General features: G+C 69.3%; 24 protein-coding genes. 11 read left to right on the forward strand and 13 right to left on the reverse strand.

The features are described 5' to 3' along the window. The first annotated feature begins 139 nt into the window (after positions 1-139). A complete protein-coding gene (locus ABD987_RS08240) occupies positions 140-1,345 on the forward strand; it encodes a hypothetical protein (protein WP_345388770.1) in 1,206 nt (401 codons plus the stop codon). Between the two features lie 314 nt (positions 1,346-1,659). On the opposite strand, the gene ABD987_RS08245 is transcribed toward ABD987_RS08240, so the two are convergent. Beyond that, a complete protein-coding gene (locus ABD987_RS08245) occupies positions 1,660-3,894 on the reverse strand; it encodes an ATP-binding protein (protein WP_345388772.1) in 2,235 nt (744 codons plus the stop codon). 388 nt (positions 3,895-4,282) lie between these two features. Then, the gene (locus ABD987_RS08250; protein ID WP_345388774.1) at positions 4,283-5,395 is read right to left on the reverse strand and encodes a winged helix DNA-binding domain-containing protein; all 1,113 of its coding nucleotides are present in this window, start codon (positions 5,393-5,395) and stop codon (positions 4,283-4,285) included. Positions 5,396-5,480: 85 nt separating this feature from the next. On the opposite strand from ABD987_RS08250, the gene ABD987_RS08255 reads away from it, so the two are divergent. Further along, positions 5,481-6,551: an AraC family transcriptional regulator gene (locus tag ABD987_RS08255; protein WP_345388776.1), complete on the forward strand. Its 1,071-nt coding sequence runs from the start codon at positions 5,481-5,483 to the stop codon at positions 6,549-6,551. On the opposite strand, the gene ABD987_RS08260 is transcribed toward ABD987_RS08255, so the two are convergent. Next, on the reverse strand, positions 6,463-7,128 hold the full coding sequence (locus ABD987_RS08260) for a TetR/AcrR family transcriptional regulator (protein ID WP_345388778.1): 666 nt from the start codon (positions 7,126-7,128) through the stop codon (positions 6,463-6,465). The two genes, ABD987_RS08255 and ABD987_RS08260, sit on opposite strands and share 89 nt — an antisense overlap. 188 nt (positions 7,129-7,316) lie before the next feature. On the opposite strand from ABD987_RS08260, the gene ABD987_RS08265 reads away from it, so the two are divergent. Next, positions 7,317-7,619 carry a hypothetical protein gene (locus ABD987_RS08265; protein ID WP_345388780.1) on the forward strand — a complete coding sequence of 101 codons (303 nt, stop codon included), beginning with the start codon at positions 7,317-7,319 and terminating at the stop codon, positions 7,617-7,619. A 2-nt stretch (positions 7,620-7,621) separates the two neighbouring features. Here ABD987_RS08265 and ABD987_RS08270 read toward each other — a convergent pair whose 3' ends face one another. The 8 genes from ABD987_RS08270 to ABD987_RS08305 form a co-directional block, all read right to left on the reverse strand. Then, on the reverse strand, positions 7,622-8,251 hold the full coding sequence (locus ABD987_RS08270; RefSeq protein WP_345388782.1) for a TetR/AcrR family transcriptional regulator: 630 nt from the start codon (positions 8,249-8,251) through the stop codon (positions 7,622-7,624). Then, a complete protein-coding gene (gene paaK, locus ABD987_RS08275; protein WP_345388784.1) occupies positions 8,248-9,537 on the reverse strand; it encodes a phenylacetate--CoA ligase PaaK in 1,290 nt (429 codons plus the stop codon). Before paaK ends, ABD987_RS08270 begins: the two co-directional genes overlap by 4 nt. Continuing rightward, positions 9,537-9,929, reverse strand: a complete 393-nt coding sequence (paaI, locus tag ABD987_RS08280; protein ID WP_345389879.1) for a hydroxyphenylacetyl-CoA thioesterase PaaI — start codon at positions 9,927-9,929, stop codon at positions 9,537-9,539. The genes paaK and paaI overlap by 1 nt, the downstream gene beginning before the upstream one ends. Positions 9,930-10,334: 405 nt before the next feature. Beyond that, complete coding sequence (locus tag ABD987_RS08285) at positions 10,335-10,616, reverse strand: hypothetical protein (RefSeq protein ID WP_345388786.1); 282 nt, start codon at positions 10,614-10,616, stop codon at positions 10,335-10,337. 65 nt (positions 10,617-10,681) lie between these two features. After that, positions 10,682-11,194 (reverse strand): DUF6879 family protein, encoded by a 513-nt coding sequence (locus tag ABD987_RS08290; RefSeq protein ID WP_345388788.1) that lies wholly within the window; start codon positions 11,192-11,194, stop codon positions 10,682-10,684. A gap of 23 nt (positions 11,195-11,217) precedes the next feature. Further along, a complete protein-coding gene (locus ABD987_RS08295; RefSeq protein ID WP_345388790.1) occupies positions 11,218-12,093 on the reverse strand; it encodes a helix-turn-helix domain-containing protein in 876 nt (291 codons plus the stop codon). Continuing rightward, the gene (locus ABD987_RS08300) at positions 12,041-12,553 is read right to left on the reverse strand and encodes a DUF6879 family protein (protein WP_345388792.1); all 513 of its coding nucleotides are present in this window, start codon (positions 12,551-12,553) and stop codon (positions 12,041-12,043) included. Before ABD987_RS08300 ends, ABD987_RS08295 begins: the two co-directional genes overlap by 53 nt. Then, entirely contained in the window at positions 12,554-12,745 is a 192-nt protein-coding gene (locus tag ABD987_RS08305) for a hypothetical protein (protein ID WP_345388794.1), read from the reverse strand. A 239-nt stretch (positions 12,746-12,984) separates the two neighbouring features. Between ABD987_RS08305 and paaZ the strand changes: the two genes are divergently transcribed. From paaZ to paaE, 6 genes are read left to right on the forward strand one after another with little or no spacing between them, the layout of a single operon-like run. Continuing rightward, positions 12,985-15,012, forward strand: coding sequence for a phenylacetic acid degradation bifunctional protein PaaZ (paaZ, locus tag ABD987_RS08310; RefSeq protein WP_345388796.1), 2,028 nt, complete (start codon positions 12,985-12,987; stop codon positions 15,010-15,012). Then, positions 15,009-15,953 carry a 1,2-phenylacetyl-CoA epoxidase subunit PaaA gene (gene paaA, locus ABD987_RS08315; RefSeq protein ID WP_345388798.1) on the forward strand — a complete coding sequence of 315 codons (945 nt, stop codon included), beginning with the start codon at positions 15,009-15,011 and terminating at the stop codon, positions 15,951-15,953. The genes paaZ and paaA overlap by 4 nt, the downstream gene beginning before the upstream one ends. Continuing rightward, on the forward strand, positions 15,950-16,234 hold the full coding sequence (gene paaB, locus ABD987_RS08320; RefSeq protein WP_345388800.1) for a 1,2-phenylacetyl-CoA epoxidase subunit PaaB: 285 nt from the start codon (positions 15,950-15,952) through the stop codon (positions 16,232-16,234). Before paaA ends, paaB begins: the two co-directional genes overlap by 4 nt. Continuing rightward, entirely contained in the window at positions 16,231-17,088 is an 858-nt protein-coding gene (gene paaC / locus ABD987_RS08325) for a 1,2-phenylacetyl-CoA epoxidase subunit PaaC (RefSeq protein WP_345388802.1), read from the forward strand. Before paaB ends, paaC begins: the two co-directional genes overlap by 4 nt. Beyond that, the gene (paaD, locus tag ABD987_RS08330) at positions 17,082-17,573 is read left to right on the forward strand and encodes a 1,2-phenylacetyl-CoA epoxidase subunit PaaD (RefSeq protein ID WP_345388804.1); all 492 of its coding nucleotides are present in this window, start codon (positions 17,082-17,084) and stop codon (positions 17,571-17,573) included. The genes paaC and paaD overlap by 7 nt, the downstream gene beginning before the upstream one ends. Beyond that, positions 17,574-18,653, forward strand: a complete 1,080-nt coding sequence (gene paaE, locus ABD987_RS08335; RefSeq protein ID WP_345388806.1) for a 1,2-phenylacetyl-CoA epoxidase subunit PaaE — start codon at positions 17,574-17,576, stop codon at positions 18,651-18,653. A 13-nt stretch (positions 18,654-18,666) separates the two neighbouring features. Here the strand turns inward: paaE and ABD987_RS08340 are convergent, their stop codons facing one another. Next, entirely contained in the window at positions 18,667-19,803 is a 1,137-nt protein-coding gene (locus tag ABD987_RS08340; RefSeq protein ID WP_345388808.1) for a serine hydrolase domain-containing protein, read from the reverse strand. A gap of 195 nt (positions 19,804-19,998) precedes the next feature. Between ABD987_RS08340 and ABD987_RS08345 the strand changes: the two genes are divergently transcribed. Beyond that, a complete protein-coding gene (locus ABD987_RS08345; RefSeq protein WP_345388810.1) occupies positions 19,999-20,721 on the forward strand; it encodes a MarR family transcriptional regulator in 723 nt (240 codons plus the stop codon). A 40-nt stretch (positions 20,722-20,761) separates the two neighbouring features. Here the strand turns inward: ABD987_RS08345 and ABD987_RS08350 are convergent, their stop codons facing one another. Further along, positions 20,762-21,976: an HNH endonuclease signature motif containing protein gene (locus ABD987_RS08350; RefSeq protein ID WP_345388812.1), complete on the reverse strand. Its 1,215-nt coding sequence runs from the start codon at positions 21,974-21,976 to the stop codon at positions 20,762-20,764. A gap of 188 nt (positions 21,977-22,164) precedes the next feature. On the opposite strand from ABD987_RS08350, the gene ABD987_RS08355 reads away from it, so the two are divergent. Then, positions 22,165-22,845, forward strand: a complete 681-nt coding sequence (locus ABD987_RS08355) for a class I SAM-dependent methyltransferase (RefSeq protein WP_345388814.1) — start codon at positions 22,165-22,167, stop codon at positions 22,843-22,845. The last annotated feature ends 3 nt before the right edge of the window (positions 22,846-22,848 follow it).

A 22,848-nucleotide genomic window follows, 5' to 3' on the forward strand; every position in this document is an offset into this window, starting at 1 on the left:
ATGTCCGCAATTCGGGTGGTCGGGATGATCAATTGTCAGTGGACGGAAATACGCGTGGAAACCGATCTCTCAGTCCTCCTCCGCACGCTGGATCCCGGACAGACGTCCAGCCATCGGATGCTCGTGAGGGGAGACGGACGTGGACGGGATTTCGTGGGTGCACAGCCCGATAGGGGCACGGGATCGGCACCTTTCCACCCGGGTGGGGTGCAAGTCGGTGCTGGTGCTGGTGCCGTTCATGGTCGCCGGGACCCGGCTGCTCGATCTGCTGCCGCTGATCGAGGCCGACCACCGGGTCCAGGTGGTGTTCAGCGTGCCCGAGACCTGGGAGTCGTGGCAGGCGACGCACGACTTCGTCCGCGCGCAGGGCGGGGTGGTCCTGCCATGGGCACACGCGCGCCGGGGCGGCTACGACCTCGTCCTGGCGGGCAGCACCCGCGGCATCGACGAGGTCGCCGGCCCGGTCGTGCTCGTGCCGCACGGCGGCGGGCTCGCGCAGTACCGGCCGTGGCGGCCGCCCGGGGCGGGCGACGAGCACCAGCCGGTTCTCGGCCTCGACGCCGACCAGCTGCTGCGCGAAGGCCGGGTACGGGCCGAGGCGATCGTGCTCACCCACGACGACGAACTGGCCGTGCTCAAGCAGGTCTGCCCGCGCGCCGTCCCGGCGGCCGTGGTCGCCGGGAACATCGCCTTCGACCGGCTGTGCGCCAGCGTCCCCTTCCGGGAGCACTATCGGCGCGCGCTCGGGGTGACCGACGAGAAGCTGGTCGTCGTCACGTCCACCTGGTCCGAGCGCTCGGCGTTCGGGAGCCATCACGACCTGTTCGAACGGGTGCTGGCGGAGCTGCCGCCCGAGCGCTACCGCGTCGTGGGCGCCCTGCACCCGCAGATCTGGTCCCATCACGGCGAATGGCAGGTCCGGGCATGGCTGGCCGACTGCCTCCGTGCCGGTTTGCGCCTGCTTCCCCCGGACGAGGGCTGGCGTGCGGCGCTGGTCGCGGCCGACCACGTCATCGGCGACTACGGTTCGGTCACCACCTACGCCGCGGGCCTCGGGACCCCGGTACTGCTGACCGACTGCGGCGGTGCGCCGCTGCTGCCGGGAAGTCCCTCCGACGTGGTCGCCCGGCGGACGCCCCGCTGGCGGCCCGGCACCCCGCTGGCCACGCTGCTGGCCGACCGGCCGGACCACGACCCCGGCGCGGTCCGGCGGCTGCTGACCTCGCGGCCCGGTCAGTCGGGTGCCATCCTCCGGCGCACGATGTACCGGCTGCTGGGCCTCGACGAACCGGCCAGGGCGGTGCCCGCGTCCCCGGTGCCCCTGCCTAGGCTGCTCCCATCATGAGCGGCGACCAGCGGCCCCCGAGCACGGTGCGGGTGGCGCGGACGGCGGACGACGGAAGCCGGCTGTGCCTGTGGCGATATTCCGTCGACGACGCTCCGGTGGGCGGGTTCGTCTCCGCCTCCACCGGATGCCGTGCGCGCCTGTCCCTGGCGGACCTGCTCGTCCACCGGCACCCGGTCTGCCTCGCTGACGCCCGTGCGCTGGTCGCGCGCGCGTTCACGCGGCTTCCCGCGCTGACCCTGGCCGCGGCAGGGGACGGCACGCGGTGTGTGCTGGGGTCCCGCGGCGGCGAACTCCTCGTGCTGCCCTCACCCTCAGTGGAGACCACCGCGGTGTCGGCCTGCCTCTGGCTGCTCCTGCGCCGGAGGCTGGGCCATCTCGGCGCTGTCGTCCTCGGCTGTGCCGAGCCGCCCCAGCGCGGCCTGGATGCGTTCCACGTAGGTGGCGCTGACCCCGTCGCACAACCGCAGCGCCTTCCGCAGGTGTGCCCGTGCGGCAGCGGGATCACCGTCGTCCTCGGCGATCTCCGCGAACGCGAGCAGCACATCAGCCTGGTACACCGCTGATCCCGAGGCGCTCATGACGTCGAGCGCCTTCTCCAGCCGCCGCCGCGCGGAGCCGGGCGCACCGGCGTGTGCGTCGATCCTGGCCAGCCTGATCAGCACCTGTGCCTCGGCCTTCGTGTCGTCCAGCCGGACAAAGATCGCGAGGGCCGAGGCGAGGTGTTCGGCGGCTTCCACGTCGCGCCCGGCCTGCAGGAGAACCTCACCGATCCGGCGGTGGCGCAGTGCCACGCCTCGTTCGATGCCGAGTTCTTTTTCCAGCGAAAGGCTTTTCTCGAAGTACGCGAGTGCCGCGTCGAGGTCGCCGCGGCCTCGTGCGGCCGTGCCCAGCTGGTCAACGGCCACCGACTCGTTGTGTTTGCTGCCGTTGCGGCGAGCCAGCTCCAGCGCCGTGTGGCACTCGCGTTCGGCTTCGTCGAACCTCCGCAGGTCGAGGTAGGCGCACGCGAGCTGGCAGCGCAACCGGGACTCGGCCACCTCGTTCCCGCATCGCCTGGCCGCGGCGATCCCGATTTCGTGCGAGCTGAGCCAGTGCCGATAGTGCTTGCGGTACAGGAAAAGCTCCCACAACGCCTCACACAGCTGCCAGGCCAGCTCGTCCAGCCCCGCCCGCACGGCGTCTTCGAGCGTCGCGAGCAGCGTGGGCAGCCGGGCGTCCAGCCAGGCGACCGCTTCGCCGCCGTTCGGAAACATCGGCGGGGCGTCGCGGTACCGCTCGCACACCGTGCTGATCCGCCAGCGGATCGGGATGACGACCATGTTCGCGCGCGTCACCTGGTGCAGAAGCCATTCCGTGGCACGGATCCGCGCGTTCGCGCGGTCCTCGTCCGGCTGGCCGCGCGCGTGCAGCCGCAGGAGGTCGTGGAAGCGGTAGTGGTCCCCGCCGACGTCTTCGAGCAGGCTCGCGTCCACCAGTTCCTGGAGCCCGTCGACGGCGTCCTCCTCGGGTATCCCGGCCGCCGCCGCGGCCAGTGCCGCGTCGAATTCCGGGCCAGGAAGCACGCTGATCAGCCGATACAGGCCGGCCACCTTGTCCGGCAGTGCCTGATACGACAGATCGAACGCGGCGTCCACGGACACCTCGCCGCTCGTGGACAGCCGTTGCAGCCGGCGCCCTTCGTCCTTCAACTCCGCCACCACCCGCGCGACCGGCCAGCGCGGCCGCGAGACCAGCCGCGCGCTCGCCACCCGGAGCGCGATCGGCAACCGGCCGCACAACGACGCCAGTTCGCCGAGATGCGGCTTCTCGTCGGCAACCCGTCGCGGCCCCAGCGAACGGGTGAGCAACTCCACCGCCTCGCCCTGCGGAAGCGGCGGCACCTCCACGAATTCGGCGCCATCCGCGTAGAGCCCGTCCAGGCGGAGCCTGCTGGTCACCACGACCATGCACCGCGGCGACGACGGCATCAGCGGACGCACCTGAGCCGCGGACAGCGCGTTGTCGGCGAGCACCAGCAACCGTTTGCCCGCGGTCATCGTCCGGAAGAGCGCGGACTGCTCGGCCAGTTCGACGGGCACCTGTTCCGGTGGTACGCCCACCCCGCGCAGGAACCGGCCCAGGATCTCCTCCGGGGTCACGGCGCCGCCGCTGGAAAACCCGCGCAGGTCGGCGTAGAGCTGCCCGTCCGGGAAGCGGTCCGCGTTGGTCGTCGCCCATGCCACGGCCAGCGCCGTCTTGCCCACCCCGCCGGGGCCGGCCACCATGGCGACCCCCGGCACGGCCACGTCCCCTTGTCCCGCAGCGGATCCCGCGACCCGGTCGAGGGCCGACATCTCGCCGGACCGGCGGATGAAATGGGCGGGTACCGGCGGCAGCTGGCGGGGCACCGGAGGCGGCGGCGAGCGGACGGTCTGCTGGATCGTCACGTCGCCGTGGATCACGCCCGACTGCACCGACGCACCGGTCACGGACCCCGTGACGGCGTTCGCCGACGACACGGTCGCCGGTCCCTGACCAGCCCGCGTCCCGCCGCCGAGATGATCCATCCGAGAACTCCCGCCAATCCTCGAATCTTCCTGTCTACCCGCTCCGAATCACATTTCCGGAAACCGGAGCCGACAATAACCCGAAAGCACGAGTTGCCGCCTGCGGAGTTAAAGACCCGGCGACGCGGCGCGGAGATACCATGACTCGGGCCACACCCGGCGACCAGGATCGTTCTACGCACAGTACTTCCAGGGTGGGCGAGATGCTCGCTGGCTGGGAAACGGGTACGGCTCCGGTCACTGTACGTGGCCATTTCTCGGTATGTGCCGCCGAGTTCTCACTCCGTATCGCTTAATCACTCAATACAGGCTGAACATCCACGCCTATTCTTGTCGTTTTCGTTGATGTCACCCGGCCGATCGGGGACGGGGAAATCGGGAGCCCGATTCAGGACACCGCGGCGAAGTGGACCTCGTGGGACTCCGCGTCCGGTTCGGCCCAGCGCAGCAGCCGCGCGCCCGCGCTTTCCAGTGCCGTGACGTCCCGTTTCGCCACCCGCTCGAACGGCGTCACGATCAGCGTCGCGGTCCGTCGCGCGGTCGTGATCTCCCAGCTGCCGCGCACGTAGCCCTCGACCAGGATCGTGCCCTTGACCAGGCCGTTCTGCGTGATGACCCGCTTGCGGTGCGCGTCGCTGATCATCCGGGTGCGGTCCGCGTAGGAAAGCAGGGTCTGGTCGAACGGGCCCAGCAGGCGCGGGGGAGCGCTCGTGTCCTCGTCGGGAAGGGGGGTGTCCGGCAGGTCGAACAGCTCGCGGCCGTCCGGGTCCCGGAACACCCGCAGCCGCGAGCGCATGCCGTCGACGACTTCGCCCAGCCGGGTGACGCCCATCCATGTCTGCGCGTCGGCCACCGACGCGGGGCCGAAGGCCGCCAGGTAACGCTCGATGAGCCGTTCGGTGGAGGGGCGGGGGTCGAGCGGCGCGCCCAGCCAGTCGTCGGCGGTCTGGAACCTCGGCTGCCCGGATTTGCCCCACACCCCGCGCGGCGGGAGCTGGACCAGCGGCAGCAGGCCCCGCGCGATGTGGGTCAGCGACGAGCGCGGCACGCCGGGCCAGCGCGCTTCGAGTTCGGCGCCGAGTTCGGCGCTCGTGTGCGGCCGCGCGGCGAGCAGCTTTCGTGCGTAGGCCGCGACCTCGGCGTGATCGAGATGTGCGATCCCCCTGGCGTGCTGCATGTTCGAGACCAGGTCCCGGTCCATGACCACCTGCACCACCGGCCGCCACGCGAGCGCGTCGGCGGCGGAGACCAGGTGCACGGTGCCGCGCATCAGCACGATCCTGGCCACGGCACGCGAGAGGAGCAGCTCGGACAGCTCCTCCTGCCGGAACCCGTGCAGCCGCGTCCACAGCGCGTAGTACGGCGGCGACGGCGCCTGCGCCTGCAACCCGGCCAGGTGCTCGACCGCCTCCAGCGCGGTCAGTTTCACCCGGCGCAGCAACAGCTGCCGTTCCAGCGTCGCGCGGTTGAGGGCCCGGTGGCTCAGCGTCTTCCCCAGCATGAGCGTCACCTTAACCGCGATAGCGGACAGTCTGGGACCTAGATCGGGATGGCGGCGCGTTGCCCGCTGATCCATAATTCCGGCCATGGCAGAGCTCGCCGCCCCCGCCGTGGCCGATTGGGACTTCCCGCGCGGCACTGCGAGCGTCCTGCTGATGACCCGCTTCGCCGAGGACCGCGGGGTGCCCTCCGCCCGGCTGCTCGCCGGCACCTCCCTCGACCCGGCCCGGCTGGCCGCCCACGACCTCCAGATCGACGCCCGCCAGGAGCTCGCGGTGGTCCGGGCGCTGATCAGGGAGCTCGGCGACGGTGACGATCTCGCGCTGGCACTGGCCCGCCGCTACCGCGTCACCACGTTCGGCATCTTCGGCTTCGCCTGTATCAGCAGCCCGACGCTGCGGGACGCGGTGCTGTTCGCGCTGCGGTTCCTCGACCTCAGCTTCACCTTCTGCATCCCGCACGTGAGCGTCGCGGCCGGCCGGATCAGCCTCGCCATGGACGACACGCGGGTCCCCGCCGACGTCGCCCGCTTCCTCGTGCTGCGCGACCACGGCGCGATCCACACGGTGCTGCGGGACCTGCTGCCCGAGATCACGCTGGACGCGCTGGAATGCCGCCATCCTGAACCATCCACTGTGGATTCCTATGTGGACACCTTCGGCGTCCGGCCGGTGTTCTCCCGCGAACGGCACCGCGCGCTGCTCGACGCGAGCTACCTGGCACGGCCGCTGCCCCAGGCCAACGAACAGACGGTCGCGCTGTGCGCCGCGCAGTGCGAGACACTGGTGGCCAGGAGGCGTCACCGGTCCGGGATCTCCCAGCTGGTCCGCGAACGGCTGGTGCGTCCCGGCGGTGTCGACGCGGGCATGGACGAGATCGCCCGTCAGCTCGCGGTCAGTCCCCGGACGCTGCGTCGGCGGCTCGCCGAGGCGGGCACCGGCTTCCGCGCGCTCGTCGACGAGGTTCGGCAGACGCTGGCCGAGGAGATGCTCGGCACCGGGGCGCTGTCGGTGGAGGATGTCGCGCTGCGCCTCGGGTACGCCGAGGCGTCCAGTTTCATCTACGCGTTCAAGCGCTGGACGGGGATGACTCCGGCGGCGTACGCGCGCCGGAACGCGCCGCGAGCACCGCTGGGTAGGTCACCTTCAGCAGGCTGACGATCGTCTCGGTGACGAACGTGCGCAGTGTCGCCCGGTCGAGAGTGCCCCGGACGAGCCATTCCCGAGACGCCGCCCGCAGCATTTCGCCGCACGACCGGATCATCGCGCGCAGCTCCTCGCGGCCTTCGGTGACGTCGGACATCAGCGCGGTCTCCAGCACGCGGTCGGCCGCGATCTCGTCGCCCTCCAGGATGATCCGCTCGATCTCCGCGTCGCGTCCGGCCGCGATCACCACGAGCCAGGCGTCGCGGTTGCGCTCGATCACGTCCAGCCAGCGGTCGACGCCGATCGCGAGCCGCTCCTCCATCGTGGTGTCCGGCAGGGACTCGGTGACCGGCGCGGGCACGATCATCAGCTGCCGCACCACTTCCAGGTACAGTTCGCGCTTGCCGCCGAAGTAGTGGTTGATCAGCGGCCGGGCCACCCCCGCCGCCTCCGCGATGTCCGAAGTGGACACCGAATCGTAGCTGCCGGCGCCGAACAGGCGCCGGGCGACGGCGAGGATCTCGGCCCGGCGCTCGGCGGGTTCCAGCCGTCGCCGCCGCGCGCCGGAGGCCTGGGTGCCGGTGGTCATCCACCCAGCCTCACCCGCCGCCGGTGTCGTGTCAACAAGCTGTTGACCTGTGGTCAAGGACGGGGGAACCGGGTGTTCCCTAACCTGAAGTGATGTTATTCAACCGGAACAACCCGTGGGTAACTTCCTCGCCCCGCAGTGCGACGAGAAGGCGTGGAGCTGGGGGTGGTTGTCCTGGGTAGGAGTCCATGAGCGCCGCGGCCGGTGGTCCGGCCCCGTCCGGGCGCTGGGTGAGCGTCCGGTTGCAGCACCGGCAGGTCCGCTTCGGCGACGAGACCGACGAACCCGCCGGTGACGAACCGTGCGCGGACGTCACCGTGTCCTATGCCGGGATCGTCATCACCGGCTACGAAGCGGGCCAGAAGGTGTCCGAACGCTGGATCCCGCTCGGATCCGATCCCTCCGAGGAGGACGACGAGTACCTCATCGAGCAACTGCGCGAAGCACTGCTGTGGCAGGCTGGGCGCCCGCCGCAAGCAGCGGGGGAGTGAGGTCAGGTCCGCAGTCCGGTGAACGCGATCTTGCACACCGCGTCGGCCAGTTCGTCCGGCGTGGCACCGTGCTCGGCGCCGTCGCCGTTGGCGGTGCTACGGCGGCGGGCCTGCGGCCGGTACCACTCGATCAGCGAGTTCACCATGCCGTACAACAACCGCGCGGTGACCGCGGGATCGACGTCCGGCCGGACGTCGCCCTCGGCCGCGGCCTGCCGGACCAGCTCGGTCACCAGCCGGTCGAACTCGCGCCGCCGGGCCAGCGCCGCGCGCTCGGCCTTCGTGTTGCCGCGCACGCGCAGCAGCAGTGTCACGAACGGCAGCTGCTCGGCCAGTACCGCCACGCTGCCGCGGACCAGGAACTCCAGCCGGTCGATGGCGCGCCCGTCCTGGGCCTCCATCTCGTGGGCGACCGCGAACAGCCCGTTCAGCGCGCGGTCCACCGCGAGCCGCAGCAGCTCCTCCTTGCTCGGAACATGGTGGTAGATGGCCGATTTCGTGATGCCGAGCTTGCGGGACAGGTCCTCCATGCTGGTGCCGTCGTAGCCGCGCTCGTTGAACAGCTTGACCGCGACGCCCAGCAGCGATTCCAGGTCGTAGCCCGGCCTGCCGCGCCGCGCGGGCGTGGTCACGGCTTGTCCCGCTCGTCGACGACGCGGCGCATCTTGCCCAGCGAGCGTTCGAGCGTGTCCGGGTCCACGATGTTCACTTCGACGCTGATCCCGACGCCGTCCTTGATCCCCGAGCCCAGCTCGTTCGCCGCCCGCGCCCGGTCGTCGGCCGAGGCGTCGTGCCGCGCCTCGACCCGCACGGCGAGGTGATCCAGCCTGCCCCGTGTCGACCGGACCAGCTGGAAGTGCGGGCTGAGCCCGGCGGTCCGCAGCACGATCTCCTCGATCTGCGTCGGGAACACGTTGACCCCGCGCAGGATGATCAGATCGTCGCTGCGGCCGGTCACCTTCGCCATCCGCCGGAACGCGGGCCGCGCGGTGCCGGGCTGGAGCCGGGTCAGGTCGCGCGTGCGGTAGCGGATGATCGGCATCGCCTGCTTGGTGAGCGAGGTGAACAGCAACTCGCCCTCGGTACCGCCGGGCAGCACGTCCTCGGTGAACGGGTCGATCACCTCGGGGTAGAAGTGGTCCTCCCAGATGTGCAGGCCGTCCTTGGTTTCGACGCACTCCTGCGCGACGCCGGGGCCCATCACCTCGGACAGCCCGTAGATGTCGACGGCGTCGATCCCGCAGCGCTCCTCGATCTCGGCGCGCATCTGCTCGGTCCACGGCTCGGCGCCGAAGATCCCGACGCGCAGCGAACTCGTCTTCGGGTCGACACCCTGGCGCTCGAACTCGTCGAGCAGCGTGAGCAGGTACGAAGGGGTGACCATGATGATCTCCGGCCGGAAGTCGGTGATCAGCTGGACCTGCCGCGCCGTCATGCCGCCGGACGCCGGGATCACCGTGCAGCCGAGCTTTTCGGCGCCGTAGTGCGCGCCGAGCCCGCCGGTGAACAGGCCGTAGCCGTAGGCGACGTGCACCTTGTCGCCGGGCCGCCCGCCCGCGGCGCGGATCGAGCGCGCCACCACGGTCGCCCAGGTGTCGAGATCCTGTTCGGTGTAGCCGACCACGGTCGGTTTCCCGGTGGTGCCGCTGGACGCGTGGACGCGCCGGACCTCGGCCTGCGGTACCGCGAACATCCCGAACGGGTAGTTCTGCCGCAGGTCCTCCTTCGTGGTGAAGGGGAACTTCGCCAGGTCGGCCAGCTCGCGACAGTCGTCGGGATGTACGCCGGCCTCGTCGAACTTCCTGGTGTAGCAGGGCACGTTGGCGTAGGCGTGCCGGAGTGTCCATTGCAGACGTTCCAGCTGGAGTGCGGCCAGTTCGTCGGCGGAAAGCCGTTCGGCGGCTTCGAGGTCGGTCATCACGCGTCCCGGGACTTCTCGATGGTGCGGCTGCGGCCGCGGAACTCGGCGACCGTCTCCGGCCCGCCGGGGGTTTCCCGGTGCACGGTGACGTCGTAGATGCCGTTGCGTCCGTAGCGGGTGCGCTCGGTCGCGGTGGCGACGAGGTGATCGCCCAGCCGCCCGGCCGCGACGAAGGTGATGTCGGCGCCGGCGGCGACGGTGACCGGGCCGTGGCTGTTGCACGCCAGGGCGAACGTGGTGTCGGCCAGCAGGAAGACGTAGCCGCCGTGCGCGATGTCGTGCCCGTTGACCATCGACGCGGTGATCCTCATGCTCGCGACCGCGTGGCCGTCCCCGGCTTCGATCAGCTCGATGCCGAGCGCGCGGGAGGCCTCGTCGGCCTCGAACATGGTGTGTGCGGCGTTGCCTGGCACCCTGGTCCCTCCGTTCGAGAATTCCCGACCGAATGGACGGTCACCTACGCTGCCGCTCAGTAAAGGCAGAGGCAGTGCCCGGTGTCAAGAGTTCTCGGCCGCTGCGGGTGGCGGATTCCGGGGCGAGGTGTGCTGAAGGACGCTTTCGGGACCTGTCATTTGTGCGCGCGCTTCGTCAGTGCGGCGCGGCGTGGTGCCCGAGGGACGCCTTGGGTGCGTTGGATGCACCAAGGGCGTCCCTCGCTGCGTTGGATGCACCGAAGGCGTCCCTCGGCACGACCGGGCACAGCGGCAGGAGCGCGGATGTGCTGAAGGACGCCTTCGGTGCGTTCGGTGCATTGATGGCGTCCTTCGGTGCGGTCAACGCACTGAAAGCGTCCTTCAGCACCCGGCCTCGGCGGCGTCCGGCCACGGGGGTAGCGGGACCAGGGTGGTGATGTCGAGCCAGAGCTCGGCCCGCGACTGGGCCTCCGCGGCGTCCCGCGCGTTGACCTCCTGCGTGACCCCGCCGCCGCTGAGCAGCCACGGGTACCTGCCGCGCGGCGTCGGCCGGAGGATCCACGCGGTGTCGTCGACCGAGAGCCGGAACGTCCCGTCGGCGAACGGGCTCCACTTCTTCCGCGGTACCCGGTTTCGCCCGCCACACTCGCATTTCTCGCCCATGCCGATGACGGTAGAAAGCGGCTGCGCGCGTCGGCGAGTTTTGGTCAGGGTCTCACATAAACCCGTCAGGGCATCCGATATTCATTCCAGGGAACGGCCTCGGCGAGCGCCAGGTCACGCCACCGCCGGTACCGGTCCAGGTCACCGGAATCGGCGATCGTACGGTCGCGCAACGTGCCGTCCGCGTTGAAGTTGAGTAGCAGCACTGTTTCGTCGTCGAAGAGCCAGAAGTCCTGTTCGGGCAGGTCGACGGTGCGGTCGGTGAGATCGAGAATCCGGTAGTCCTCACCGGCGGCGATGTTGGCGGGAACGCCGCGTGAGAGCAGATAGCGGCTGTAGTCGGTCAGCGGCCGTCGCACGACCTTGGCGCGTTGCATGCTCTTCCCGGACTCGACCTTGCCGCGGATCAGCGCGTGCCATGCTTCGCCGTAGCCCTTCGGCTTGGGTTTACCCGCCAGGAATCGCTGAAACGAGTCCTGCTCACTGGGGATCGTGTAGGTCTGCAAGGTCTCCAGCCGGAACGCCGACTGCTGGAAGCCAGTGAACAGGGCGTTGATCTCATCATGGGTCAGGGCCATGGCCGAACTCCTCAACAGAAGGTTCACGAGAACTCGTCGCGGGCGGAGAGCAGGAACGCCCGCGCTCGATCGCCGGTCAACGCGTGGCTGTGGAACAGGTCGAAGTGCTCAAGGTGGTACTTGATGTCCTTGTAATCGCGAAAAACCACTCTTCCGGAGAAGAGTTCAACGATGACCATGCGGTCATCGAGGGCGAGGAACGTGTTCATCGGGGAATCCGGCATGCGGGTGGTCAAGGGGAGAACCGCGATCTCGATGTTGGGGCGTTCGGAAAGTTCGGCCATGTGGGCGCATTGCCGGGTCATGACCGATCGATCGGCACGTCGCAGCTTGACCGCCTGCTCGGTCATGAGGAATAAGAATCGGCGCGCTGTGTCGTCGAGTACTTGTTGCCGCTCAAGGCGCGCGGCTACAGCCTTGTCGACGTCTCGCACGGATGAAGTAACTAGAACCGGCGACAACACCGCTCGTGCGTATTCGGGTATCTGGAGAAGACCGCTCGGCATGATCGGAAGGAAGGACCGCACTACAGTTGAGGTTTCGGTCAGCGCCTTGAGTTCGAGCTGATTTCGCCACAGTCCCTTCTCTGCCAAGGCTCGGACGGAAACGTGCTCGACGTTCGCTCGTCGAGTCAAGGCGATGATCTTGTCGGCGGCCTCGCGCGGGACCTCCAGGGCGATGAGAATCCGTTCGACATCAGTGACGCTCGGCAGGTGTTTGCCGCGTTCGATGCGGCTGATCGTGGACTGCGACATGGCACAGCGAAGGGCCAGCCGCTCACCCGAGAGGCTGGCCGCTTTGCGCAGTTTTCGAAGGATCTCTCCTAGGTCGCTGCCGGTGTTGGGGTCATTCAGGTCGATATTCGCTCCAAGGCACAGCTTCGGACAGCGCAAGGTCACGCCACCGCCGATACTGGTCCAAGTCGGCGGGATCGGCAATCTCACGATCTCGGAAGGTGCCGTCCGCGTTGAAGTTGAGCAGGAGGACGGTCTCGTCGTCGAAGAGCCAGAAGTCCTGTTCCGGCAGGTCGACGGTACGGTCGGTGAGGTCGAGGATCTGGTAGTCCTCACCTGCTTCGACGTTGCCGGGCACGCCCCACGACAACAGGTAGCGGCTGTAGTCGGTCAGTGGTCGCCGGACAATCTTGGCGCGCTGCATGGTCTTCCCGGCTGCGACGTAGCCACGGACTGTTTCATGCCAGTCGGCATTGAATTCCTTCGGCATCGGTTCTCCGGCCAAGAACTGCTTGATCGGGTCTTCGAGGCCAGGAACGATGTAGACCTGCTTTGTTTCCAGGCGAAACGCCGAACGTTTGTAGCTGTCGAACAGGTCGCTGGAAGGTTTCCTGGCCTGGACCATCTAGTTACCTCCGGACAGCTCGGGAAGCGCCTGTCGTACTACTTCCAAGGGTAGCTCTACGGCTTGTTCTCCCGGTCCGAGGCGTAGGCCGCTGGTCACGGTGTTGCCTTGGAAGACCACGGTGCCGCGATCGGACAGGTAGACCGTGGGGCACTCGTCGATGCGGCAGTCGGTGAGCTTGCGAAGTTTCATGTGCTCAGCGTGGCCGAAGCGGACACCGAGAGCAAGCAAGTCACCCCGCTCAGTCACGGTCTCGCATAAAGCAGGTAACACCGTCACCTCGCCCGTTCGTGCTGGTGAGCGCTGAGGGGCTTGGCGAGCAGACCAGCGGCAGCTAGTATGACGAATTACCGAACGTACGGTAGGTAAATCGGGCACCAGTACACCTCGCCACCACACAGCGCCAGCGCAGACTGAGAGGGTCGGACCCCATGGCATTGCTCCGCAGTTACGTATCCGGCGAGTGGCACACCGCCGCGGAGGAGGGTGTGCCGCTGCACGACGCGGTCACCGGCGAGGAGGCCGCCCGGATCTCGTCGGCGGGCATCGACTTCGCGGCCGCGCTGGAGTACGGCCGCCGGGTGGGTGGCCCCGCGCTGCGCGAGCTGACGTTCCACCAGCGGGCCGCGCTGCTCAAGGCGCTCGCCTCGCACCTGCGTGAGCACCGCGAAGAGCTGTACGCGCTGTCGGCGAGGACCGGCGCGACGCTCGGCGACTCGAAGTTCGACATCGACGGCGGCTTCGGCACACTGTTCGCGTACTCCAGCAAGGGTAAGCGCGAGATGCCCAACGACACCGTGTACGTCGACGGCAACGTCGAGCAGCTGAGCCGGGGCGGCACCTTCGTCGCCCAGCACATCTGCACGCCGCTGCGCGGGGTCGCGATCCAGATCAACGCGTTCAACTTCCCGGTCTGGGGCCCGCTGGAGAAGCTCGCGCCCGCGTTCCTCGCCGGGGTGCCGAGCCTGATCAAACCCGCCAGCCAGACCGCGTACCTCACCTCGCGCCTGGTCGAGCTGATCATCGAATCCGGCATCCTGCCCGAGGGCACCGTGCAGTTCGTCGCCGGGAGCGTCGGCGACCTGCTCGACCATGTCACCGCGCAGGACCTCGTCTCCTTCACCGGATCCGCCTCCACCGCGCGGAAGCTGCGCGCGCATCCGGCGATCGTGCGCAACGCCGTCCGGTTCACCGCCGAGGCCGACTCGCTGAACTGCTCGATCCTCGGCCCGGACGCGAAGCCGGGGACCACCGAGTTCGACCTCTACGTCAAGCAACTCGTCACCGAGATGACGGTCAAGGCCGGCCAGAAGTGCACCGCGATCCGGCGCGCGTTCGTACCCGCCGAACTCCTGGACGACGTCGCCGCCGCCGCGAGCGCGCGGCTGGCGAAGACCACCGTCGGCAACCCGACCTCCGACGGCGTCCGGATGGGCGCGCTCGCCAGCCTCGAACAACGCGAAGAAGTCCGCCGCTCGCTCAAGGCGCTGCGGGACGCGGGCAGTGTCGTCTTCGGCGACCCCGAGCGGGTCGAGGTGGTCGATGCCGACGCCGAGCGTGGCGCCTTCCTCTCCCCGGTGCTGCTCAAGGCCGACCCGGACCGTTCCGAGCCGCACGAGGTCGAGGCGTTCGGGCCGGTGTCGACGCTGCTGCCGTACACCTCTGTCGAGCAGGTCGTCGAGCTGGCCGCGCGCGGCGGCGGCAGCCTCGCCGGGTCGATCGTGAGCGCGGACAAGGAGTTCGTGCGGGAGGTCGTGCTCGGCGCCGCGCCGTACCACGGCCGGCTGCTGGTGCTCGACGCCGACGACGCCAAGGAGTCCACCGGCCACGGTTCGCCGATGCCGCAGCTCGTGCACGGCGGCCCCGGCCGCGCGGGCGGCGGTGAGGAGATGGGCGGCGTCCGTGGCGTGCTGCACCACATGCAGCGCACCGCCGTCCAGGGCTCGCCCGCCGCGCTCACCGCGGTCACCGGCCGCTGGGTCGCGGGCGCGCCGCGCGAGGAGGGCCTGCACCCGTTCCGGAAGTCCTTGGCGGAGTTGAAGATCGGCGACTCGGTGGTCACCGCGCCGCGCCAGGTCACCCTGGCCGACATCGACCACTTCGCCGAGTTCACCGGCGACACCTTCTACGCGCACACCAATCCCGAGGCGGCCGCCGCGAACCCGCTGTTCGGCGGCATCGTCGCGCACGGCTACCTCATCCTCTCTTTCGCCGCGGGCCTGTTCGTCTCGCCGGAGCCCGGCCCGGTACTGGCCAACTACGGCCTGGAGAACCTGCGGTTCCTCACCCCGGTCAAGGCCGGGGACGAGCTGACCGTGACGCTGACCGCCAAACAGATCACCCCGCGCATCGACCAGGACTACGGCGAGGTCCGCTGGGACGCCGACGTCACCAACTCCGCGGGCGAGTCGGTCGCGAAGTACGACCTGCTGACCCTGGTCTCGAAGGAGCAGTCGTGACAGCCACCGTGTCCGAGGAAGACCTCGAACAGCATTTCGAGCACACCATCGAGCGTGACCAGCGCGTCGAGCCGCGCGACTGGGTGCCCGAGGGCTACCGCAAGACGATGATCCGGCAGATCGCGCAGCACGCGCATTCGGAGATCATCGGCATGCAGCCGGAGGGAAACTGGATCACCCGCGCGCCTTCCTTGCGGCGTAAGGCGATTCTGCTGGCGAAGGTGCAGGACGAGGCCGGGCACGGCCTGTACCTGTACTCGGCGGCGGCGACGCTGGGCGCGGATCGCGCTGACCTGACGGACAAGCTGATCACCGGGCGGCAGAAGTACTCGTCGATCTTCAACTACCCGACGCTGACCTTCGCCGACGTCGGGGTGATCGGCTGGCTGGTCGACGGCGCGGCGATCTGCAACCAGGTCCCGCTGTGCCGCAGTTCGTACGGGCCGTACGCGCGGGCGATGATCCGCATCTGCAAGGAGGAGTCCTTCCACCAGCGGCAGGGCTACGAGCTGTTGATGACGATGATGCGCGGCACCGAACAGCAGCGGGAGATGGTGCAGGAGGCGGTGAACCGCTGGTGGTGGCCGTCGCTGATGATGTTCGGCCCGCCGGACGCGGACTCGCCGAACACCGCGCAGTCCATGGCGTGGAAGATCAAGCGGCACACCAACGACGAGCTGCGCCAGCGCTTTGTCGACATGTCGGTGCCGCAGGCGGAGGCGCTGGGCGTCACCTTCCCCGATCCGGACCTGCGCTGGAACGCCGAACGCGAACACTACGACTTCGGCGCCGTCGACTGGGACGAGTTCAAGAACATCCTCAAGGGCAACGGCCCGTGCAACGCCCAGCGCGTCGCGCAGCGGCGGCGCGCGCACGAGGACGGCGAATGGGTGCGTGCGGCGGCGGTCGCCCACGCGCGGAAGCGGGAGGCACGGCGATGAACCACGACTGGCCGCTGTACGAGGTGTTCGTCCGCGGCAAGCGCGGGCTGAACCACGTGCACGTCGGCTCGCTGCACGCGGCCGACGACGAGATGGCGCTGCACCACGCCCGCGACCTCTACACCCGGCGCAACGAGGGCGTGTCGATCTGGGTCGTGCGCGCCGAGCACATCACCGCGTCGAGCCCGGACGAGAAGGACCCGTTCTTCGCACCCAGCGGGGACAAGGTCTACCGGCACCCGACGTTCTACGACATTCCCGAGAATGTGCCGCACATATGAGTTTTGACAACGTCTACGAGGCGATCACCGAAGAGAACGACGCGCGGTGGGCCTTCGGCACCGGGTTCGAGGACCCGCTGTCCGGAGTGGACACCACGGTACCGTCCGGTGTGGACGGTGCGGCGCTGGCGGCGTACTGCCTGATGCTCGGCGACGACGCGCTGATCTTCTCGCACCGGCTGCAGGAGTGGTGCACCAACGCGCCCGAGCTGGAGGACGAGGTCGCGATCGCGAACATCGCGCTCGACCTGCTCGGCCAGGCCCGGCTCCTGCTGGCCCGCGCGGGCAGGGCCGACGGCTCCGGCCGCGGTGAGGACGAGCTGGCCTTCCTGCGTGCCGAGCACGAGTTCCGCAACGTCCGGCTCGCCGAACTCGGCGGCGGCCACTTCGGGCACCTGATCGCGCGGCTGTTCGTGTTCACCACCTGGCGGCTGGCCCTGTTCCAGCGGCTGGAGTCCAGTGTGGACCCGGTGCTCGCGGCCATCGCGGTCAAGGGCGTCAAGGAGCTGACCTACCACCGCGAGTACGCCGCGGGCTGGCTCGTGCGGCTCGGCGACGGCACCGAGCTGTCGCACGAGCGGATGCGGGAGGGCCTCGACGCGGTCTGGCCCTACGTGGGCGAACTGTTCGCGACGCACCCGGTCGAGGTGGTCGACGCCGCGACGCTGCGTTCCGAGGTCGACGCCGTTTTCGACCAGGCGCTGACGGCCGCGACGCTGACCCGCCCCGAGGCGGGCCCGCTCGCGGGCGTGTCCGGCCGGATGGGCCGGGACGGCGTGCACACCGAGCAGTTCGGCTTCCTGCTGGCCGAACTGCAGAGCGTGGCCAGGGCGATGCCGGGGGCGACGTGGTGAGCGCGCTGGCCGTCGCGGCCACGGTCACCGATCCCGAGCTGCCGATGCTGACGCTCGCGGACCTCGGCGTGCTGCGCGAGGTGTCCGAATCCGACGGCCGGGTGACGGTGGCGATCACCCCGACCTACACCGGCTGCCCGGCCATGGACACCATGCGGGACGACCTGGAGCACGCGCTCCGGGGCGCCGGGTTCGCCGAGGTCGAGATCCGGACCGTGCTGGACCCGGCGTGGTCCAGCGACTGGATCACCGAGGACGGCAGGAAGAAGCTCGCCGCCGCCGGGATCGCCCCGCCGGGCACGGCGCCGCGGCGGCCGTCCGGGCCGATCCCGCTCACCCTGGGCGCCCCGGTGTCGCGGGTCCCGTGCCCGCGCTGCGGGTCGGCCGACACCGAGGAGCAGTCACGGTTCGGCGCGACCGCCTGCAGGGCGCTGCGCCGGTGCCGGTCCTGCCTCGAACCGTTCGAACACGTCAAGGAGATCTGAGTGACCAGCACGGTTTCCCGGCGCACCGCCTTCCACACCCTGCGCGTGGCGGGCGTCGAACGGCTGTGCGCCGACGCGGTCGCCGTCACCTTCGACGTGCCCGCGGAGCTGGCGGCGGACTTCGACTTCCGGCCGGGGCAGTCGCTCACCCTGCGCCGGATGGTGGACGGCCGCGACGAGCGGCGTTCGTACTCGATCTGCGCCGCGACGGGGGAGCGGCCTCGGGTCGGCGTGCGTGAGGTGCCGGGCGGGCTCTTTTCGAGCTGGCTGGTGCACGACGTCCGGCCGGGCGACGAGATCGAGGTGGCCCCGCCCACCGGGTCGTTCACCCCCGATCTCGCGGCGGGTGGGCACCACGTGCTGATCGCCGCCGGTTCCGGCATCACCCCGGTGCTGTCCATCGCGGCGTCGCTGCTGGGCGCGTCGCCGGACGCGACGGTCACCGTGCTGTACGGCAACCGTCGCACCGGCACGGTCATGTTCGCCGACGAGCTCGCCGATCTGAAGGATCGCTGGCCGTCCCGGCTGGAACTCGTGCACGTGCTGTCCAGGGAACCCCGCGAGGCGGAACTGTTCACCGGACGGCTGGACACCGAGAAGCTGTCGGCGCTGTTCTCCGCGCTGGTCCCGGTCGCCGACGTCGCGCACTGGTGGCTGTGCGGCCCGTTCGGCATGGTGACCGGTGCCCAGGAACTGCTGACCTCGCTCGGCGTCCCCGGCGACCGCGTGCACCAGGAACTGTTCTATGTGGACGATCTCCCACCGGAGCCGGTGCGGCATCCCGAACCGGGCGTCTCCGGTGCCGCCAGCGAGGTCACCCTGGTGCTGGACGGCCGCTCCACCACCATGAGCCTGTCCCGCGAAACGTCCGTGCTCGACGGCGCCCAGCGCTTCCGCCCGGACCTGCCCTTCGCCTGCAAGGGCGGCGTGTGCGGCACCTGCCGCGCGCGGGTGACCGAGGGAAAGGTGGACATGCGGCGGAACTTCGCCCTCGAAAAGTCCGAAGTGGACGCCGGGTTCGTGCTCACCTGCCAGTCACTGCCGGTCTCGGAGACGGTCACCGTCGACTTCGACGCCTGAGGCCGGGAGCGGCTTACGCGCCGAGGGAAGCCCCGAACCCTGCTTCGAAGATCCTGCTGAGGACCTCCCAGGACCTCAGCTCCAGGTTGGTCTGGACGGAGATGACGTGCGCGCCGTCGGCGGTGCTCACCGTGAAGAACATGGATCCCCAGTAGCTGCCGCCCACACCGCGCAGGGCCTGGCCGTCGGCGGCCGCCTTGTCGAACTCGAACAGGCCGAGGCCGTACCGGGTGTGCGGCAACCAGTTCGTGCCCTCGGTGGAGACCGTGGTCCACATCTTCTGGTGCTGGACCCTCGGGAGCAGAGTCCCGCTCGCCAGCGCCCCGACGAGCCGGATCATGTCGCCGGTGGTGGAGACGATGTTGCCGGGGAGCCACGAGGTGTCGAACTCGGTGACGTCCAGCGGTTCGAGGCCGGGCTCTTCGAACAGCGATTCCCAGTTCTCCGCGGTGACCGCGGTCATGTCGGTGCCGTCCTTGAAGAACTGCCTGGAGTACGCGCGGGGGTGCGGATCGCGGTATCCCGTCTCACCGCGGGGGCGTACGTAGGTGTTGGCCATGCCGAGCGGGCGGAAGACCCTGCGCTCGGCCTCCTCGGCGAAGCCGGTGCCGGTGATCTTTTCGATCATCGCCTCGGCGAGGTAGAAGCCGCCGTTGGCATAAAGGAAGCGCTCACCGGGCTCGGCGACCGGCGGCTGGGAAACCGTCATCCTGAACAGGTCTTCGGTGGTGAACCTGTCGAAGCGGTGTTCCAGGAACGCCGCGCGGGTGCCGTAGCGATCGGTCAGCTCCGGTGCCAGGCCGGTGGCGAACAGGCCGCCGGTGTTGCTGAGCAGGTGCCTGATGGTGATCTTGTCACCGTCGTAGCCGTTGACGTCCAGCACGCCCGGTAGATACGTGTTCACCGGGTCGTCGATGCTCAGCCTGCCCTCGGCTTCGAGGCCGAGGAGCACCGCGGCCATGACGGCCTTGCCGCCGCTGCCGATCTGCGCGTGCTCCCCCGGCCGCCGGGGCGCGCCGGTCCTGAGATCGGCCACGCCGGCGGTGCCGAACCAGGTCCGGTCCCCGTCCCTGACCTCGGCGACGATGCCGGGGACGCCGACCTCGGCCACCGCCCAGTCGAGTACCTGCTGAATGTCGGTGTAGATCATGTCGTTGCCTTTGCGTTGTGAGGTTTCCGATACCAAAAAAATTACGTTGCGTACACGATCCGGTCAATCATGTTCTACTGATGCAACGACCAAACATGCAGGTCAAAGGCCATGATTCGTTGCGCAGTGCTGTCGGCTAATGCAATGGTCATAGTGCGTTACGATGTTCCGACGTCGAAGGAATCAGGGGCACGGATGGCTGGAGAAAGACTCACCAGGGCCGACCGGCGGCAGATCGCCGCGGGGCTGCGTGAGGGTCTGACCTACGCCGCGATAGGCCGCGGCATCGGGCGGCCGACCTCGACCGTCACCCGTGAGGTGATGCGCAACGGCGGTCCGGGCGACTATCGCGTCGACCAGGCCCACCGGGCCGGAACGCGGCACGCGCGCAGCCGGGGGACCGCTCCGCAGGCTCCGCCACCACGAGGTGCCGACCTCGGCGGCCGCGATCCACGGACCGTGCACGGGGTGGCCGCGCAGAGCACGGATCTGTTCGTCCAAACAGGACTCCCGAGGATGATGGCCAGGGTGCTCTCCGCGCTGCTCACCACCGACAGCGGCAGCCTGACCTCGGCCGATCTCGTGCGGCGGCTGCGGGTCAGTCCCGCCTCCGTCTCCAAGGCCGTCGGCTACCTGGAGGAGCGAGAACTCATCAGGCGCGAACGCGACCCCCGCCGCCGCGCGGAACGCTACGTGGTCGACGAAGACATGTGGTTCCAGGCCGTTATCGCCGGCGCGCGCGTCGACGCCCAGATCGCCGCCGCCTGCCGGACCGGCGCCCGGCGCCTCGGCGCCACCACTCCCGCCGGTGCCCGGCTGGAGAACATGGGCGAGTTCATCCACCATGTCAGCGAGGACATGGTTCGCTCGGCCCAGCGGTGGCGCCAGGTCTACGCCACGCCTCCGCCTGTCGAGTGACTACCGGACAGTGCCGCACCGGCTGACCTGACGGATCTCCTCAGGTTCGGTTGATGGTGTTGCGTCGAGGCGTACGGGTCGGGTCGAGCCAGGTGGGTGGCAGGAATTCGGGGAGTCCGTCGGTGGCGATGCGGACTTCCCATTCGGATCGGTGGATGACCTTGTGGTGTATGGAACATACGAGCACAAGATTGTCCACTTTGGTCTCCCCGTGGTGTGCCCAGCAGACGATGTGGTGCGCGGTGCATTGGGAGGCGGGGGCTTCACAGCCCGGGAACGCACATCCGCGGTCGCGGTGGATGAGGGCGCGGCGGATCGCCGGTGTTGCGAGTCGCTGCGCCCGGCCCACATCAAGAGGTTCGCTGTGGGTGCCCAGCACCATGGGGATGATTTTGGCGTCGCAGGCCAGCCGTCGGGCTTGGGCGGCGGTGATCTCGCCGATCGGGTCGAGGGTGGCCTGCCCGATGCCGGTGCGTAGTTCCTCCAGCCCGACGGTGACCACGATGTGAGTAGATTCTCCGGCTTGGGTGGGTAGGTCGGGATGTTCGGCCCACATGCGGACGAGTTCGGAGAAGGCGTGCCCGCGTCGTTCCCACGGCGAGCGGGTGTCCCGGCCCTCTTCGGTGGCGGGCCGGGGTTTCGCCAAGGGATTGAGCATTGCCTGAAGACGTGCGGAGGTCTCGTCGTCGACGCGGGCTTTGATCTGGTGTCCGCCGTCGCGGTGTGGGGCGATGGAGAACTCGGGCCGGAAGGGTTCCGGCTCCGGGCTCTTCGGCTCCGGGCCGTCCGGATCGAGCTGAGCCAGCAACCGCGCCCCGGCCTTGTCGATCTCCCGGGGCCCGGCCGCGCGGGCCAGTTCGGCGAGGATCTTCTCCGCCTCGTCCCGCTCGGGCCCAGACACTGTTGTCGGGAGTTTCCCGAGAACGCCGAGGATCTTGTCGATCTGCGCCGCACCGACCGCACCCTCCACCGCCGCGAGTGCCGTGGCAGGCGCGATCGGGGGTTGCTCGCCGGTGGTGAGATCGCGGGTGCCGTTCAACGCCATCGCGCGTGCCGCTCGCGTTTTCGCTTCGGAGAACGGAAGGTGCAGGGTTTCACACAACAATCGTGCGAGACTGCCGTATCCGGTGACTTCCCGGACTCCGCGGCGTTCCAGTTCGGCCAGGATTTCTCCTTGCGCGCCGCCAAACGTCGCTGTGCGCGTTCGGTGCGGACGAGTTCGGACAGCAGGCAGTCGGCATCCTCGCGCCACCACTCGGTGCGCGATGTCTGGGTGCCGCCGCTGGTACTCACACCATCAACGTTACCGACACAGTCGAACGCATGTAGCTACACAATGGGGTGAACGACGTGGCCCGCCCCCTTCGCGACGTCAGGGTGGCCACCATTCCGCCGCGCGCGAAATCCACGGCGATACCGCCGAAAACGTGCTCAGCTGAAACGATGGCGGACGCGGCATACGACGAAATCGCGGACTGGTACGAGGAAAAGTTCCTGAACGCCAGGGGGACCGGCGATCCGATCGGCATCGACGCCGCGCTGCGCGGTCTGCTCGGGCCGGGGCACGGGCCCTGCCTGGAGATCGGCTGTGGCACCGGGGTCCACGCCGCGGGCGTGCGCGAACTCGGGTGGACGCCGGTGGGGATCGACCTCTCCGGCGGAATGCTGCGGCACGCGCGAAGCCGGTTGCCGGTGGCGAGGGCCGAGGCCGAGCGGCTGCCGATCGGGGACCACAGCGTGCCCGCGGTCCTCGCGATGATGGTGCACACCGACATGCCCGGCTATCCCGCCGTGCTGCGCGAGGTGGCCCGGGTCCTGCGCCCCGGCGGCGTGTTCGTGCACGTGGGGGTCCATCCCTGTTTCTGCGGTGGATTCGCCGACCGCGGCGATCCCGGCGCGGTGGTGATCCGGCCCGGCTACCTCGACCGGTACTGGACCACGGAATCCTGGACCGATCGGGGAATACGGGACAAGGTCGGCGCCACGCACACCCCGCTTCCCGCGCTCCTGCACGCCTTCCTCGACGCGGGCCTGACGCTCGACCGGTTCGTGGAGGGCGGCGCGCCGACCCCCGCGGTGCTGGCGATAAGGGCGCGACGTGCGGGGCCGTCCGGGGCAGACTGAACC

Source organism: Amycolatopsis samaneae (assembly GCF_039541975.1).
In the GTDB taxonomy this organism is placed as follows: Bacteria; Actinomycetota; Actinomycetes; order Mycobacteriales; family Pseudonocardiaceae; genus Amycolatopsis; species Amycolatopsis samaneae.